This is a genomic window from Ignavibacteria bacterium, from assembly GCA_017303675.1.
GTDB lineage: Bacteria > Bacteroidota > Ignavibacteria > Tepidaquicellales > OLB5 > OLB5.
On the sequence record JAFLBX010000001.1, the window covers coordinates 1,405,655 to 1,421,646 of the forward strand.

At 39.8% G+C, this 15,992-nt stretch carries 12 protein-coding genes; 4 read left to right on the plus strand and 8 right to left on the minus strand.

The window, feature by feature from the left end; genetic code table 11:
- Positions 1-59 precede the first annotated feature (59 nt).
- Genes J0M37_06330 through J0M37_06345 form a run of 4 tightly spaced genes read left to right on the plus strand, consistent with a single transcriptional unit; the run spans position 60 to position 6,383 of the window.
- Positions 60-2,027, plus strand: a complete 1,968-nt coding sequence (locus J0M37_06330) for a PKD domain-containing protein (protein MBN8584698.1) — start codon at positions 60-62, stop codon at positions 2,025-2,027.
- A 25-nt stretch (positions 2,028-2,052) separates the two neighbouring features.
- A complete protein-coding gene (locus J0M37_06335; GenBank protein MBN8584699.1) occupies positions 2,053-4,593 on the plus strand; it encodes a T9SS type A sorting domain-containing protein in 2,541 nt (846 codons plus the stop codon).
- A 58-nt stretch (positions 4,594-4,651) separates the two neighbouring features.
- Positions 4,652-5,827, plus strand: a complete 1,176-nt coding sequence (locus J0M37_06340; protein ID MBN8584700.1) for a PQQ-binding-like beta-propeller repeat protein — start codon at positions 4,652-4,654, stop codon at positions 5,825-5,827.
- A 13-nt stretch (positions 5,828-5,840) separates the two neighbouring features.
- Positions 5,841-6,383: a PEGA domain-containing protein gene (locus J0M37_06345; GenBank protein ID MBN8584701.1), complete on the plus strand. Its 543-nt coding sequence runs from the start codon at positions 5,841-5,843 to the stop codon at positions 6,381-6,383.
- A 3-nt stretch (positions 6,384-6,386) separates the two neighbouring features.
- Here J0M37_06345 and J0M37_06350 read toward each other — a convergent pair whose 3' ends face one another.
- The 8 genes from J0M37_06350 to J0M37_06385 form a co-directional block, all read right to left on the minus strand.
- On the minus strand, positions 6,387-7,403 hold the full coding sequence (locus J0M37_06350; GenBank protein MBN8584702.1) for an esterase: 1,017 nt from the start codon (positions 7,401-7,403) through the stop codon (positions 6,387-6,389).
- A 2-nt stretch (positions 7,404-7,405) separates the two neighbouring features.
- Positions 7,406-8,188: a 5'/3'-nucleotidase SurE gene (gene surE / locus J0M37_06355; GenBank protein ID MBN8584703.1), complete on the minus strand. Its 783-nt coding sequence runs from the start codon at positions 8,186-8,188 to the stop codon at positions 7,406-7,408.
- A 15-nt stretch (positions 8,189-8,203) separates the two neighbouring features.
- The gene (gene obgE / locus J0M37_06360; protein MBN8584704.1) at positions 8,204-9,214 is read right to left on the minus strand and encodes a GTPase ObgE; all 1,011 of its coding nucleotides are present in this window, start codon (positions 9,212-9,214) and stop codon (positions 8,204-8,206) included.
- Entirely contained in the window at positions 9,215-10,465 is a 1,251-nt protein-coding gene (locus tag J0M37_06365) for a hypothetical protein (protein ID MBN8584705.1), read from the minus strand.
- Between the two features lie 52 nt (positions 10,466-10,517).
- Complete coding sequence (locus tag J0M37_06370) at positions 10,518-11,225, minus strand: succinate dehydrogenase iron-sulfur subunit (protein MBN8584706.1); 708 nt, start codon at positions 11,223-11,225, stop codon at positions 10,518-10,520.
- A gap of 63 nt (positions 11,226-11,288) precedes the next feature.
- The gene (locus J0M37_06375) at positions 11,289-13,046 is read right to left on the minus strand and encodes a succinate dehydrogenase flavoprotein subunit (protein MBN8584707.1); all 1,758 of its coding nucleotides are present in this window, start codon (positions 13,044-13,046) and stop codon (positions 11,289-11,291) included.
- 72 nt (positions 13,047-13,118) lie between these two features.
- A complete protein-coding gene (locus J0M37_06380) occupies positions 13,119-14,735 on the minus strand; it encodes a trypsin-like peptidase domain-containing protein (protein MBN8584708.1) in 1,617 nt (538 codons plus the stop codon).
- 309 nt (positions 14,736-15,044) lie between these two features.
- A complete protein-coding gene (locus tag J0M37_06385) occupies positions 15,045-15,833 on the minus strand; it encodes an enoyl-CoA hydratase/isomerase family protein (GenBank protein MBN8584709.1) in 789 nt (262 codons plus the stop codon).
- Positions 15,834-15,992: the final 159 nt, after the last annotated feature.

The following is a 15,992-nucleotide window of genomic DNA, read 5'->3' on the forward strand; positions in this document are numbered from 1 at the left end:
TTAAAAAGCCTGCTGTATTTAAAGCAGGCTTTTTATTAAAAAGAATCAGGAATTAAATTATGACGAAACGAATTATTTTTACACTTTCCCTATTAGCCGTTATTATGATAACTGCTGTTTTTTTCAGAAGCAATGAATCGACTGTTTATTCTGACAGTGTACTCAATAATGTACAAAGCAATGTTAATAATATCAGGAGAACCTGCGGAGCAATGGAAGATCTTGAAATGCAGTACAAGCTGGATCCTTCATATAAAGACCGTATGGCTGAGATGGAAAAGTTTGTTGAAAAATTTGCGAAAGAACACAGCCATAAAGTTGGCGATAAAGTTGTAATTACAATTCCTGTTGTAGTTCATGTTGTATGGAATACACCCATACAGAATATATCCGATGATCAGGTACTTTCACAGATAGATGTATTGAACAAGGATTTCAGAAGGCTGAATTCAGACACTGTTAACACACCGGCACCATGGAAATCACTTGGAGCGGACTGCCAAATAGAATTCAAAATGGCAAGACGCGACCCCAACGGTAACCCGACACTCGGAATTACACGTACGCAAACAAGCGTAACTGAATTCGGGCAGAGCTCTTCACTGAAGTTCACTGCTTCAGGCGGACATGATGCATGGGATAGAGATAGATATTTAAACTTATGGGTCGCCAATTTAGGAAGCCAGCTTCTTGGTTATGCAACTTTCCCAGGCGGCAGCCCTGCCTTAGACGGTGTTGCAATAGGTTATAATTATTTTGGAACAGTTGGAACACTTTCTCCGCCCTATAATAAAGGCAGAACTGCAACTCACGAAGTGGGACACTGGCTGTGGCTTTACCATATATGGGGCGATGATAACGGTTCATGCGGGGGATCTGATCTGGTTGGTGATACACCAAACCAGGGTGCTGAATATTATGGATGTCCCGGGTATCCAACTGTGGATGCCTGTTCACCATCGGCACCCGGTGTGATGTTCATGAACTATATGGATTATACTGATGATGCATGTATGAACCTATTTACCCAGGGACAGTTAACCAGAATAAATGCAGCTATAGGCGGACCGAGATTACCGCTTCAATCTTCAAATGGTCATATTGATATAAGCGGAACACCACTATGCTCTTTTAAAGCAGATAGTTTATCAATACTTTACAATAATCCGGTACAGTTAAGAGATCAATCAGCAGGAATACCGACAAGCTGGCAATGGACATTTGCAGGAGGCACTCCGCCTACCTCAACATCACAGAACCCAACAGTTACTTATGCAACACCCGGCTTATATACAGTTAAACTCAGGGTCTCTAACAGCTTCGGCGCAGATTCGTTGACAAAAACTTCATATATAAGGGTTAGAGGAGCATCTTTAAATACTTTCAATGTTTTGAACCCGCCGACATTTACAAGGATTGGTGTGAATTCCGGAGATACTTCAAAAGTTAATTTTTCATGGACAAAAAGCTCACAAAACAATACGGTTAATTATAAATTTAAATTAAGAAAAATCGGCGGTGCTGTTGATTATATATTCACTTCAAATTCAAACGGAATTGATTCTGTTGCCTCTGTGAGAAGAAGTCTTCTTGATTCAATTGCAGTTCAAATGGGGGTTACGGGTGATTCTGTTCGCTGCACATGGCGCGCATGGGCATATAACGGAATTGATTCACTGCAATCTGCAACATCGTTTATTGTTACCCTTGTCCGCTCACCGATTGGTATTCAGGTAATTTCATCTGAAATTCCGCAAAGGTTTGCATTATATAACAACTATCCGAATCCGTTCAACCCGGTTACAAATATTAATTTTGATATACCTAATATCAACGGAGATAAAAAAGTTCAGGTAGCTGTATATGATGTACTTGGCAATCTTGTTGAACTGATCGTAAACAAGGAGCTGACCGCAGGGAAATATTCGGTTGACTGGAATGCTGTAAATTATTCCAGCGGTATTTATTTTTACCGTATCACAGCAGGAAGCTTTACTGACACAAAAAAAATGATTTTAGTAAAATAATTAACTTGCAGCATAGTTAAATTACATGCTGAAAAAAAGAATACTATTTATAATTTTATTGCTGTTAATACCGGTAATATTGTTCATCAATATTACCGGTACCGGTGATAACACCGCATCCGGAACAAAAGGTAAAATTCCCGGAGCGCCTGCAGAAGACTGGTTTGAAAAACAAAGAGCATTTCCTTATGATGAAATTCCTGATAAAAAGCATACAGAAGCATTGAATTATGTTAAACAAATGCCTGTTTTTCAAGGCACACAGCCATTGCCATGGATTCCCGCAGGACCAACTAATATAGAAGGCAGAATAACATCACTTGCTATACATCCTGCCAACCCGCAAATAGTTTATGCTGCAACAGCTAACGGCGGATTGTGGAAATCAACCAACTTTTGCCAAAGCTGGGTAAGTGTATTTGATAATCAAAATACTTCTTCCATAGGTGCAATTGCAATTGACCCGCTGAACGGCGAAATTATTTATTGTGCTACCGGGGAAGCCAACTCACTCAGAAGCTACTACCCGGGCACTGGAGTTTATAAATCTACAAATGGCGGTAGCTCATGGAGCTACATAGGGCTGGATAATACTTACAGCTTCGGCAATATTGTGATAAACCCGGTAAACACCCAAATTGTTTATGCGGCAGCAATAGGCTCAACCAGGAGAAAAAATACCGAAAGGGGAATTTACAGATCGTCAAATGGCGGTCTAACATGGAACCAGTCATTATATTTATCTGATTCCGTTGGCGCAATTGATGTGGCAATAGATCCCTTAAATCCCGATAAGCTATTCGCAGCAATGTGGGAAAGACAACGAAGGGAAGATTACATTAAATACGGCGGCCCTATGAGCGCGCTTTATATGACTACCAATGGCGGTATAAACTGGAGCGTTGTAAACGGAGGATTTCCTTCCAATGCAGCAGATCTTGGAAGAATTTCAATCGATATAAGCAGATCAAATCCGCAGGTAGTGTATGCATTAACCGCATACTCAAATGGTAATACAAGAGGATTGTATAAATCAGTTAATGGAGGCTTAAACTGGAGCCTGGTTAACTCATCTGCAGCGGGATCATCAAATTATGCATGGTTTAACCGGATTTGTAAAGTAAATCCCATAAATTCTGACCAGGTAATTTGCGGCGGATTGAATATGGAGCGCTCAACAAATGGCGGAACAACATTTTCCTCAATTTTTACATCACATGTTGACCAGCATGCTGTAGCTTTTTCAGTTTCAAATCCAAATTTTTTGGTATTCGGAAATGACGGAGGAGTTGATTATTCAACAAACGGCGGTGTTTCATGGCAGGAAAGCACTCAATTGCCCGTAACCCAGTTTTATGCGGGGGATATAGATAATAATAACCCCTCATTAATTTTAGGCGGAACGCAGGATAACGGAACGCTTAGAACTACCGGTCCGGCAGGCAGCTGGCAATCAATTTATAGCGGCGATGGTTTTTACTGCCTTGTCGATTATACAAATTCTCAGAGAGTTTATGCATCATCGCAGAACGGTGGACTTGGGCGCTCTACAAACGGTGGCGCAAGTTTTACAGGAGCTACTTCTGGTCTCGACCTGACATACACAAACTGGATGACACCGTATGTAATGGATAAAAATAATCCACTGGTGTTGTATTGCGGTACTTATAAAATTCACAAATCAACAAACGGTATGCAGAGCTGGACTGCAATCAGCCCTGATCTGACAAACGGGCATGTTCAGAACCTTGGTACTATCACAACGGTTGATGTGGCAAAATCAGACCCGAATGTGATCTACTGCGGAACGGATGACGCGAATGTGTGGGTTACAACCAATGGCGGAAGCAACTGGACAAAAATAAACAGCGGGCTGCCGTACAGGTGGATAACAAGAGTTACAATTCACCCGGAGTTCGCCAACATATGTTATGTAACTTTATCGGGATACAAAACTGATTCAACCGGGGCGCATGTTTATAAAACGACAAATTTCGGAGCATCATGGAGCTCAATCTCATCAAATCTGCCTAATGCACCGGTCAATGATATTCTTATCGATCCTGCTTTTTTATCCACATTATACCTCGCAACAGATGTTGGTGTAATGATCAGTACAAATGAAGGTGCAAACTGGTCTGTATATTCTTCTGGGATACCTTCAAATGTTCCATGTCACGATCTTACCCTGCATAACGGAACAAGAAAACTTGTGGTTTGGACCCATGGCCGAAGCGCTTTTTCTACTACTGTTAATCCGCTTGGTATTACAGTTCATAACGGAGTTCCTGAAAAATTCAGCTTATTTCAAAACTATCCCAACCCGTTTAATCCGATAACAACGATTAAATATTCCTTACCTCCAAATAATGGCAACGAAAATGATATAAGCCTTCAGGTTTTTGATATTAGCGGCAGGCTTGCAGCTGTACTATTGCGTCAGAAACAATCCCCGGGTGTTTACGAGGTTACTTTTGATGCAGGTAATATGGCTAGCGGAATTTATTTTTACAGGCTTACAACAGGAACGGTCACCGAAACCCGTAAAATGCTTCTGGTTAAATAAATTAATAATTTTTAATTACCCCCTTTTATAATATAACATAGATTATTAAATTAAAAATATGAAAGGGAAGAATTACTTTAAATATATTTTCGCTGTTTATTTCTCTGTGAATATCTTTTTTATTTTTACAGGGTGTTCAGGAATAACAGTAGATAAGGAAATAAAGGTAAGTCCTGATGACTGGATAATGGCCGGCGGCTCGCCTGACCAGCAAAATGTTTCAAAGTTTTCGCTTTCACCGCCGCTGAATTTAATGTGGGATTATAATATTGAAGGCGGAGTGGGACCGGCAGGAATTACAGCAAGCGATGCTGTTGTATTTGTAAATGCCTTACAGGGAGAGTTATTTACATTTGATGTTAATTCAGGCGGAAAAATTGGAAATTTAAAATTTCTCGGAAAAGATTGCAGTACTGCGCCACTGGTAATGGGTAATAATGTAATATTTACATTTGCAGGAGAAAAAAAATATTCAATTGCATCATATGATCTAATAGCGGGAAAAATTAACTGGCGTAAAAATTACGGGGATATTCAAACTTCCCCTATTTTGTATGATGGACACGTTTACTTCAGCAACCTGAACGGCAGTTTTTATAAAATTGAACCTGCAACCGGTAAACTTTTGTGGAAATATTCTGCAAAATCACCAGTTCACTCAACCTGCGCAATCAGCGGTAATACTGCAGTTTTTGGAAATGATAAAGGAATAATTACGGCAGTGGATATTTCTTCAGGATCAGAAAAATGGAAGATTGAAACGGGCGGCCCGGTAATTTCAACAGCTCTTATTAATAACGGAACAGCTTATTTAGGCGGTGATGATTCAAATTATTATTCTATTGATCTTGAAAGCGGTAAAGTAAACTGGAAAGTGAACCTGCATTCAAAGTTAATAGCAGGATCTGCAAATTATCAAAATAGCAGTCTAATTACCGGTTGTGTAGATGGAAGCGTTTATTCGCTAAGCGCGGCAACCGGGGAAATTAAATGGAAAGCAGAAACTTACGGGGCAATTATATCAAGCCCGGTTATCTCAGGTAATAATGTATATGTATCCTCATATGACAGTTATATTTATTCCATTGATGCTAATTCCGGGAAAATAATCTGGAAATATATGCTTGAAAACAAAGTTAAAACTTCTCCGGTTATCTGGAAGGAATATTTATTTGTTGCAGCAGATGAAATTGTTTATTGTTTTACCAGTAGAAATGTTGAAAAGAAATTTTAAAGTAATATTAATTTTGTTCATTTTTCCTGTGCTTAACTATGCCCAGGAAATTGATTCTGCTTTGATAAATTATAATTTTATCAATTCATCCCCGCAGAATGCCGAAGTATTTGTAAATGATAAAAGAATCGGCAGTACTCCTCTTTATTTTATGTGGGCAGATAGCTTGCTGCCTAAAATATTAAAAGTTAAGCTTAAAGGATATTTGGAAGAATCAGAAACTGTTACCGGTAATGAAGTTTACAGCAGAAACTTTCTTTTAAAGCCGGATGGCGGTTATCTGATCTCAAACCCGGTGAAAGAAGATAAACAAACATATTTTAAGGAGCCAAGGAAAGTATTTCCTGTAGTTATATCATCAGTAGTTACTGCTGTAAGCGGTGTAGCTGCATATTATTTCAAATCGAAAGCATCAGAGAACCAGAAAAATTATGATATATACGGGGATCCGGCGGAGCTTGATAAAAAACGTGATAATAATCTGCTGGGAAATCTTTCTATAATCGCTCTTCAGGCCGGGTTCGGAGCATTAATGTATTTTCTTTTCCTTGATTAATGATTAGTTGAAGGAAATTCTTTTTGATATTTCCGCAAAGCTTGTATCATACCTGTACTGCACATTAAAATGGCCGCCGCTGAACTCTAAATGTGTATATTTAATTCCGTTTTGTTTCAGCTTTTCACAGAATATTCTTGCACCTGCATGAAGCTTAAATTCATCCTTCACGCCGCAATCAACGTAAATATATTTCAGCTTTTTAAGGTTAGCCCTGTATTTATTTACTATTCTTACCGGGTCAAATTTCAGCCATTTATTCCATACTGAAGGTATTATTTCACCGGTATAGATGTCAAAAGGAAGGTCAAAATTATATTCCTTACGTTTTGGATTAGGGGAGTAACATGCTGACATTCCTATAGTATTAATTATATTATGGAAATCATTACCTTTTGGCTGTTTGTTGTTTATCTGTGTTTTTATAAAATTCTGAACTGCTTTGTGGCCTTTACCATATTTCTGAATAAGCACAATAAATTCCGCAAAGTGTTCCATGTAACAATATTCAAATGCAGAGTCACCTGAATGAGTTGCCATCAAGCCAAAGGTACCCGGGTTACGCATCGCAAGCCACATTGCGCCGTAACCGCCTGATGATTTACCTGCAATGCAGCGGGAAGCCGCTTTTGGAATTGTTCTGAAATTACTGTCAATAAAAGGAACAATTTCCTTAACCATATAATCTTCATACCTGCCTGTTGCAACGGAATTAACATACTGTGAACCCCCGTATTTTGTAAAGCAATCAGGCATTACAACTATCATTTCCTTTATAGCTTTTGTTTTGATAAGCCTGTCCATTCTTTGCTGAATGTTTTCTGAAAACGGGGTGAGATTCATATTAAGCGCGCCATAACCGGTAAACCCGGATATAAGGTACAATACTGGGAATTTTTTTGTCCCATTGAAATAAGAAGGTGGAAGATAAACCAGTATTTTTCTTTTATAGGGGTCTTTAAGCGGGTTGTTCTTTAAAACGCTGCTTGAGTGATCAACTACTCTAACTTCACTTGACATAACTATAAATTTATTTTCCAGTTTTTAATTTCTTCAAATGTCCTGTAGTCAGTAAGGTCATAATGCAGGGGAGTTATAGATACATAATTATTCTGAACCGCGGCAACATCAAATTCTGTAGAATCATCACGGTAAACCATTTTACCTGTTAACCAGTAGTATTCTTTACCGTGCGGGTCTTTTCTTACTTCAAAGCCATCCTGCCAGTAAGATCTGCCCTGCTTGGTTATCTTAACACCTTTAATTTCACTTGCAGGCAGATTTGGAATATTCATGTTCAGCAGGGTCCCTTCATGCAGATTTATCTTGTCATCTTCCCACATCTGTTTGATAATTCCGGATGCAATTTTTGCCGGTTCAATAAAATCTACAATATCAAAAGTTGTCAAAGATACCGCAATGGAGGGAATACCAAGTATAGTACCTTCGGTAGCCGCTGAAACTGTACCTGAATATATAATATTGATCGCAGTATTGGCTCCATGATTTATCCCGGAAATAACAAGATCAAACTTAACATCCTTGAAAAAGTACAATACTCCGATCTTTACCGCATCAGCAGGAGTGCCTTCAACAGCAATACCGTAGAGTTCACCGTTCTTTTTATGTTCATAAGTTCTTAGCGGGTAAAAAATGGTGATCGAATGGCCTACGGCGCTTTGCTGGGTATATGGAGCTGATACATAAACATTCGCGAATTTTTTAAGCTCTTCAACTAATCTTTGAAGACCCGGGGCTTCAATGCCGTCATCATTTGAGACAAGTATATTGGGTTTTCTGTTCATCGTATTATTTCATTATTATTGATGCAGCAGCATCCATATTTCATCAAGCAGCTGCGGCAGGTTTTCACCTGTAACAGAAGATATGTTCATTACAATTATTTTTTCTTTGCTCTTGCCTTTGGGAAAGCGGATCTTCGAGAGACCTGTAACCTGTTCAGGTGTCAGGCTGTCAATCTTGGTAAAGCAGATCATTCGGGGTTTTTCAAGCAGCTTTTCGTCATAGCTTTTCAGCTCATTAATGAGAATTTCGTAATCTTCTTTTTTATTTTTTTTATAAGGTATAAGTGTTGCATCAAGAAGGAACACAAGCACTTTTGTTCTTTCAATATGCTTTAAAAATCGGATACCAAGCCCTTTGCCGGTATGAGCGCCTTCGATCAATCCCGGAATATCAGCCACTACAAAGCTCTGGTAATCTTTATATTTCACTATTCCCAGGTTTGGCTGAAGTGTAGTAAATGGGTAATCGGCGATCTTTGGCTTAGCTGCGGATATCTTGGAAATCAGTGTAGATTTTCCGGCATTTGGTAATCCTACTAACCCCACGTCTGCAATAAGCTTCAGCTCTATTTCTATTTCTTTTTCTTCACCTTTAATACCCGGCTCAGCAATTCTTGGAGCCTGGTTAGTTGAAGTTGTGAATCTGGCATTTCCTCTTCCGCCTTTGCCGCCTTTTAATGCCAGGTATTCATCACCGTTTTCAATTAGATCGGCAAGAATATATCCCGTTGCGGCATCTTTAATAATGCTTCCGCATGGTACAAGTATTACAGTATCCTGCCCGCTTTTGCCGGTTTTATCTCCGCCCAAACCGTGAGTTCCGTTTTGTGCGCGGTAAGTTCTTTTATATCTGAAATCAACCAGTGTTGCCAGAGAATTATCAGCTTTAAAGATCACATCTCCACCTTTACCGCCATCACCACCGTTGGGTCCCCCTTTTGGCACATACTTTTCCCTGCGGAAGCTTATACAACCTCTTCCGCCATCTCCGCTTTTTATCGTTATCTTCGCGCTGTCTATCAGCATTTATACTGCCTTATTCTTTCCGTTTACAGAACTATCTTTTATAAAATGATTTTGAAATATATCAACAAACTTTACTGCGGCATCAGAGTAAAAATCAATTTTTCTCGAGCTGAATAACGCTTCGATCTCAGTAACAGCCTCATCCCAGTTATTTTTATTTAATATCAGGTTTACTTTTTCGGTGAATTCATCTTCATCTTTGCTGAATATCTTCCTGATAATTTTTTTCCTGTAAGAAGTTTCGCAAAAGAGGTCTTCTATTAACCGTTTTCTTTTTTCTTTGTTATCAGGTTCGGCGGGAGGTTTTATTGTGCTGAACTTTGATGCGAAAAGAAGGTCATCAGAATAGATCTCATCATCTATAATGATAGTATTTTTCTCAGCTGCAGGAAGCTGGGCTTCCTGCTCCCGGATTAGTGTAATATTCAACCGGGTGATATCTTCTTCAAGCGGTTCATCGGCCTTAAGAATCTTTTCTATTTCTTTATCGGCATTTTCTTTGTTGATGAAATCTGTCTTTGCTTTTGAAACAATTTTTTTGATCTCTTCATCGCTGATGCTGTTATCACCGGTATCTTTTTGCGTTTTTTTAACCTCAGGATCCATCAGCTCAACGGCTTCCTGTATAAAAATTTCGTCACTGAAAAAACCGTCGATTTTTTTCTTGATTTCGGTGTAGCCTTTATCCGCAAAATACGCTGAAAGAATCTTACGCGGCAGCTTAATATTTATAGGGTTGTTTTCACCGAGGTCATGGAAAAAATAATATAACAGTTTTACAAGGTTCATCCTGTGTGCTTCGGAGTTTGGACCGGATATTTCCTCATAGATACTCCTGTTCACTTCATTTAAAAGATGGGCAACCTGGTTATAGGATACAACTTCAAGTGAATTTACCGCAATAAAATCTTCTATGTTGGTTATGTAATACCCGTAGAATTGAAAATATTTTGTCCTGTTAAGCAGGTATGCAGCGGGTCTTGTTTCCAGCTCTCCGAATAAAAACTTCAGCAGGGTATTTTTGGGCTTAATAATATAATTGATATTAAATACTATAGCTTTATCAAGCAGCTCTTCAAACTCTTTTTTTTCTATTGGTAAGTTATGTTTGGGTATGTAATTTTCTATAAAGCTTATTATGAACGGGGGCAATGATGAGTTCCAAATCCGTTCGAATGTTATTCTGCCTGCGGGAAATTCCAGCATTGAAATATAGTCGCGGAATTTCCGTTTTGCAAAATCCTGAAACATTTAAAATTAAATCCTCCTTGCGGAATACTCTGTAATTCCGGCTGTTTACGGCTTATAATTCCCTGGTTGAAAGCTCTTTTTTGAGCTGTGAAATATGCCATGTAATATTTATTTCCTTCGGGCAAGATTCGATACAGTTGAATATAGTGTGGCATCTCCAGATGCCATCAGGTGTATCAATTATATCAAGTCTTTCATCTGCTGCCTCATCTCTTGTATCAAAAACAAACCTGTAAGCCTTAAGCAAAGCAGCAGGTCCAATGTAATTGTTATTTGTCCATGTACTCGGGCAGCTTGTTGTGCAGCAAGCGCATAGTATACATTTAGCCGATTCGAACAGCTTTTCAGCGTCTTCATTGCTCTGCAGCCTTTCACTGTCTTCAGTAACGGGCGTAGTATTTATAAGATACGGTTTAACTGCTTTGTACTTTTCATAAAAATCAGTCATATCAAGTATAAGGTCTTTGATAATAGGAAGCGCCGGAAGCGGTTCTATTACAACAGGCTTTTTGGTGTTGATATCCTTCAGTAATGTAGAGCAGGCAAGGTGATTCCTTCCGTTTATCCTCATTCCGTCACTGCCGCAGATGCCGTGAGCGCATGAACGCCTGAAAGCCAGGCTGCCGTCATGTTCCCATTTTATCTTATGCAGACAGTCAAGAACGGTCATGTTCTCATGGCCTTCAAAACGATATTCCTCAAAATGAGGTTCTTTATCTGTTTCCGGGTTAAACCTTAGTATTTTAAATGTTACTTGCATATCTTTTAAATTTTCTTTTAACTTTTTTATAACCGTTTGACGTTTCACATTTGACGTTTAACATTAATACTTTCTTTCCATCGGCTCAAACTGTGTTTTTACAACACCCTTATAATATATTTTCGGGTCACCGGAATCATTTTTAGTAATGAAAGTATGTTTCATCCAGTTAGCATCATCGCGTTTGGGGAAGTCTTCCCTAGTATGCGCGCCGCGCGATTCCTGCCTGATAAGCGCGCTTTCATTTACGCTTTCTGCAATATCCAGCAGGTTGCCAAGCTCAATGGCTTCGATAAGATCAGTATTGAACACTTTGCTCTTATCCTGAACTGAAATGTTCTGATATCTTTGTTTATACTGTTTTATCAGCTCCTTATTTTCAAGAAGCTCTTTTTCATTCCTGAAAATTCCGCATTTATCCATCATGCTTTGCTGGAGCTCGCGCCTTATCTCAGGAATTTTTTCATTCCCGGTTCTTGAAAGAAGCCCGCTCATCATCTCTTTGGTCTTTTCTTTGGGGTCTGTTTTGAATGCATGATACTCCGCTGTTTCAAGATATTCAGCGATCTTCTTTCCGCCTCTTCTGCCGAATACAACTATATCAAGCAGTGAGTTTGTGCCAAGGCGGTTTGCGCCGTGAACTGAAACGCAGGCGCACTCGCCTGCAGCGTAAAATCCTTTTACAATAGTTCCTTTGTTATCGGCAAATACTTCTGTATCATAGTTTGTGGGAATGCCGCCCATTGCGTAATGCGCAGTCGGCTGAATTGGAACTGATTCCCTGGTAGGCTCAACGCCTAAATATGTTCTGGCAAATCCTGTGATCTCGGGAATCTTTTCATCTATCACCTTTTTGCCAAGATGAGTAAGATCAAGATTGATATAATGTGTGCCGTCGCTGCCTAATATTCCTCTGCCTGCGCGGATCTCTGAAATTATCGCCCTTGAAACCATATCTCTTGGGGCAAGATCTTTTACTGTAGGGGCGTAAACTTCCATAAATCTTTCGCCGGCGTTATTCCTTAATATACCGCCTTCGCCGCGCGCTGCTTCTGATACAAGTATTCCAAGCCTCCATAGACCGGTAGGATGGAACTGGTAAAATTCCATATCTTCAAGAGGAAGGCCGGCTTTGTATACTAAGGCGCAGCCGTCACCGGTTCCTACATGCGCATTTGATGTTATCCTGAATGCCCTGCCGTAACCGCCGGTTGCGAACATTATTGCCTTTGCCTGGAATGTGTGAATTTCAGATGTAGCCATATCAATGGCTGTCAATCCTTTGCAGATGCCGTCTTCAATGATAAGATCAGTTAAGAAATACTCTGAATAGAATTTAACATTGTTCTTTATGCAGTTCTCATACAGTGTCTGCAGCATTACATGACCGGTTCTATCTGCAGAGTAACATGAGCGCATTACTGGCACACGTTTTGAGTTCGGATCGTTTGGATCTTCCGGTTTTGTATGACCGCCGAACCTGCGCTGTGCAATTTTGCCTTCCTTTGTTCTGGAAAAAGGCATACCCATGTGTTCAAGCTCAATGATAGCTCTCGGGGCGTCCTGGCACATGATCTCTATGGCATCCTGGTCGCCGAGATAGTCAGAGCCTTTTACTGTATCGAAGGCATGGTTAAGCCATGAATCCTGCTCTTCATTGGAAAGCGCTGCGCAAACGCCGCCCTGTGCCGTTCCGGTATGAGAGCGGGTAGGGAAAACCTTGGATATAACTGCGCATGAATATTCTTTGGGTATTTCTACTGCAGCGCGGAGGCCTGCTCCGCCTGCTCCTACAATTACAACATCAAATTTGTGTATCATGTATTGTATTTAAGTAAAATAAAATTTGAAAAATTATTGTTAGCCTTTTTTCTTCTAAAAAAAAGGATCCTGCTACAAATCTCTTATTGCCTTTAAAAGGTCAGCTTTCTTTTTATTTTCTTCTGGAGTATATGTGTAAATACTTTTCAGGTCCATGTAATAAAGCATGGCGTCTGTTTTCTTTCTCTCTTTGCAGGCTATCATTCCAAGCAGGTACGGAATATCCAGGTAATACGTGGATCCGTAATTTATCATTTCGATATCATAAGCTTTTTCTACATACTTTTTGGCTTCGCGGTAATCCTGCAGTTTGTTAAAATAAATGGAGCCAAGCTGAACGTACGCCTGTGTATAATTCGGGTCACGTTTGATAAGCTTTTTATATTCTTTGATAGCCCTGTTGTACTTGCCCATGCTTTCATATATAGTCCCAATCTGATATCTTAAATAATTATCCGTGGTATCTTTTTTGGACATCTTTTCGTAAAACTCAAGGGCTTTCTTATATTCCTTCGATGTTGTATAAGCGTTCGCAAGACTTGATGAGAGCAGGTTAAGAAGGCTATCGCTCTGGAACCGTGCCTTTATGGTATCATACAGATTTTCTGCTTTCGGGAAGTTTTCGCAGTAAACATAAAGATCCATCATATCACGGTAAACATTGAATGAATCAGGGGCTATATCGATACATTTGTAGTAAAATGACTCAGCCTTATTAAAATTCATTCTGGCTATGGAATCCTGTTTTACAATGAAGGTATCAAGCACCTTCATTGTATCTTTCTGCTTAACATACATCCAGTTATATGTTGCTTCTGATTTATAATTGCCGGCCAGCCTTAAGTTTGAGTAATACAGGCTCTCTTCGCGCTTCTTTTTAGCTTCGGGGTTGTTATCAATGTTAGCAAGATCAACTGAGTTCATAAAATACACAAAGCTGTTTATTGCTATTGCGAAGTTCAGGTTTCCGTAGCCTGAATAAGTATAAGTTGTAATGCCTACTACTTCACCCTTACGGTTGAAAAGCGCGCCGCCTGAATTTCCCGGTGAAATAGCCGCGGTTATCTGAAGAACTTTTTCAAAGTTCTTTTCAATGGGTGAGTATGTCACGGGATCTGTGAATGATACTTTTTCATTTTCCCTTATACCTGCAATTATACCCTGTGATATGGTGTATTCATAGCCAAGCGGTGAGCCAATTGCGAATATTTCCTGTCCGACTTTCATTGCATCGCTGTTGCCGAATTTTATTGTGGGGAACTTCGTTCCGTTGGCATTTTTAATGCGGATAATTGCCATATCATTTTTTTCATCAATGATAAGAAGCTCTGCATCATAAAACGTTCCGTCTGCGGTTTTTACAATGAGGCTGTCTATACCATCAACAACATGATAATTGGTGCCTATTAAGCCGTCTTCACTGAAGATAAACCCTGAACCGTTGAGCAGTGTGGTATCAATGGTTGTGAAGGAAAAATATGAATAATAATTATCAGTGTGATACCATATTGAAATAAGAGCTGATTTATTGTTCTCGATTATCTGCTCAGCGTTAAAGATCGCGGTATCGCCGGTTGTTGTTTGTTTTCTGTTCGCTTCGAAGTTCTTATCCTGCGTGTAAACAGCAGTTGAATTAAAGCCTGTAAAGGTTACCAGAAATGCAGCCAGGAGCCAAATTTGTTTTATCAAATTAATTATGGTTTTTTTATTATTAATACTTTTTTTACCTCACTCCAAACTTTTCCACAATGTGAGGAGCGTCAAACCGAAAATTTTCGGTTTTCTAAAGTGAGGTCATTAGATTATTTATCTTAGTTGCCACGACCTTTAGGTCGTGGACCTGTGATTCTATTACAACGGCTTTAGCCGTTAACTTTTTTTAGGGGCTAAAAGCCCTTACTTCCGGGTTTCTAAACCCACGGCCTAAAGGCCGTGGCAATTACAAAAATGAGAGATGCAAATTGTTATTAGTTATTTGTAATTTGCTATTTGAAACCGTTACTTATGTTTCCACTCAGGTTTGCGTTTTTCAACGAAGGCATTCATGCCTTCTTTCATATCATCGCTTGCAAAGAGCAGGTAGAACGCTTTGCGCTCATACTCTAAGCCGCCTTCAACTGTAGTATCAAATGATTTCAGTATGGAATCCTTTGCCATTTGCAGAGCCATTTGCGGCATTGATGCAATTTCTTTTGCGAGCGCCTGTGCTTCTTCAAGGAATACTTCATCATCGGCAAGGCGTGTTACAAGGCCTGCCTCGAACATCTCGCGGGCGGTGTACATTCTGCCTGTGAGTATCATTTCCATTGCGCGGGCTTTGCCTATTGCGCGGGTTAGGCGCTGGGTGCCGCCGGCACCCGGTATGATGCCAAGCTTAATTTCAGGCTGGCCGAATTTTGTGCTTTCTGCTGCCACTATCATATCGCATGCCATGGTAAGCTCACATCCGCCGCCGAGTACGAATCCGCTGGTAGCGGCTATGATTGGTTTTTTGATCTTGCGGATCTTATCCCACACAGAAAACTGGTCGCGGATATGCATATCGATGGCTGATTGTGTTGCCATTTCCTTAATATCAGCTCCCGCGGCAAATGCTTTTGCGCTGCCGGTTATGATTATGCATCCCACTTCGGGGTCTTTATCAAAGCCCTCGAGTGTACTTACAAGCTCGCCCATAAGCTCGATATTAAGCGCATTTAATACATCGGGGCGGTTAAGCTGGATCTGCCCGACCTTCAATCCTTTGGGATTATCTAATTTTGTGACTAATATGTTTTTGTAGTCCATGTTATAATGATTTCTCCCCGCGAAGGCGGGGAACTCCGGTTTTAAGCTTTGCGATAAATTTGAGTCAATTATTGAATCTCATTTATCTGAAAAAATTAGCGGAAAATCTATGAATTTTGCTTATTTAAAGCACAAAAATAGGGATTTTGTGGGAGACTT

Excerpts from the sequence above, each read along its gene's own strand:
- J0M37_06340 (MBN8584700.1), top strand. The coding sequence starts at position 4,652 with ATGAAAGGGAAGAATTACTTTAAATATATTTTCGCTGTTTATTTCTCT.
- surE (MBN8584703.1), bottom strand. The coding sequence starts at position 8,188 with ATGAACAGAAAACCCAATATACTTGTCTCAAATGATGACGGCATTGAA.
- J0M37_06365 (MBN8584705.1), bottom strand. The coding sequence starts at position 10,465 with ATGTTTCAGGATTTTGCAAAACGGAAATTCCGCGACTATATTTCAATG.
- J0M37_06350 (MBN8584702.1), bottom strand. The coding sequence starts at position 7,403 with ATGTCAAGTGAAGTTAGAGTAGTTGATCACTCAAGCAGCGTTTTAAAG.
- J0M37_06385 (MBN8584709.1), bottom strand. The coding sequence starts at position 15,833 with ATGGACTACAAAAACATATTAGTCACAAAATTAGATAATCCCAAAGGA.
- J0M37_06330 (MBN8584698.1), top strand. The coding sequence starts at position 60 with ATGACGAAACGAATTATTTTTACACTTTCCCTATTAGCCGTTATTATG.
- J0M37_06375 (MBN8584707.1), bottom strand. The coding sequence starts at position 13,046 with ATGATACACAAATTTGATGTTGTAATTGTAGGAGCAGGCGGAGCAGGC.
- J0M37_06335 (MBN8584699.1), top strand. The coding sequence starts at position 2,053 with ATGCTGAAAAAAAGAATACTATTTATAATTTTATTGCTGTTAATACCG.
- J0M37_06370 (MBN8584706.1), bottom strand. The coding sequence starts at position 11,225 with ATGCAAGTAACATTTAAAATACTAAGGTTTAACCCGGAAACAGATAAA.
- obgE (MBN8584704.1), bottom strand. The coding sequence starts at position 9,214 with ATGCTGATAGACAGCGCGAAGATAACGATAAAAAGCGGAGATGGCGGA.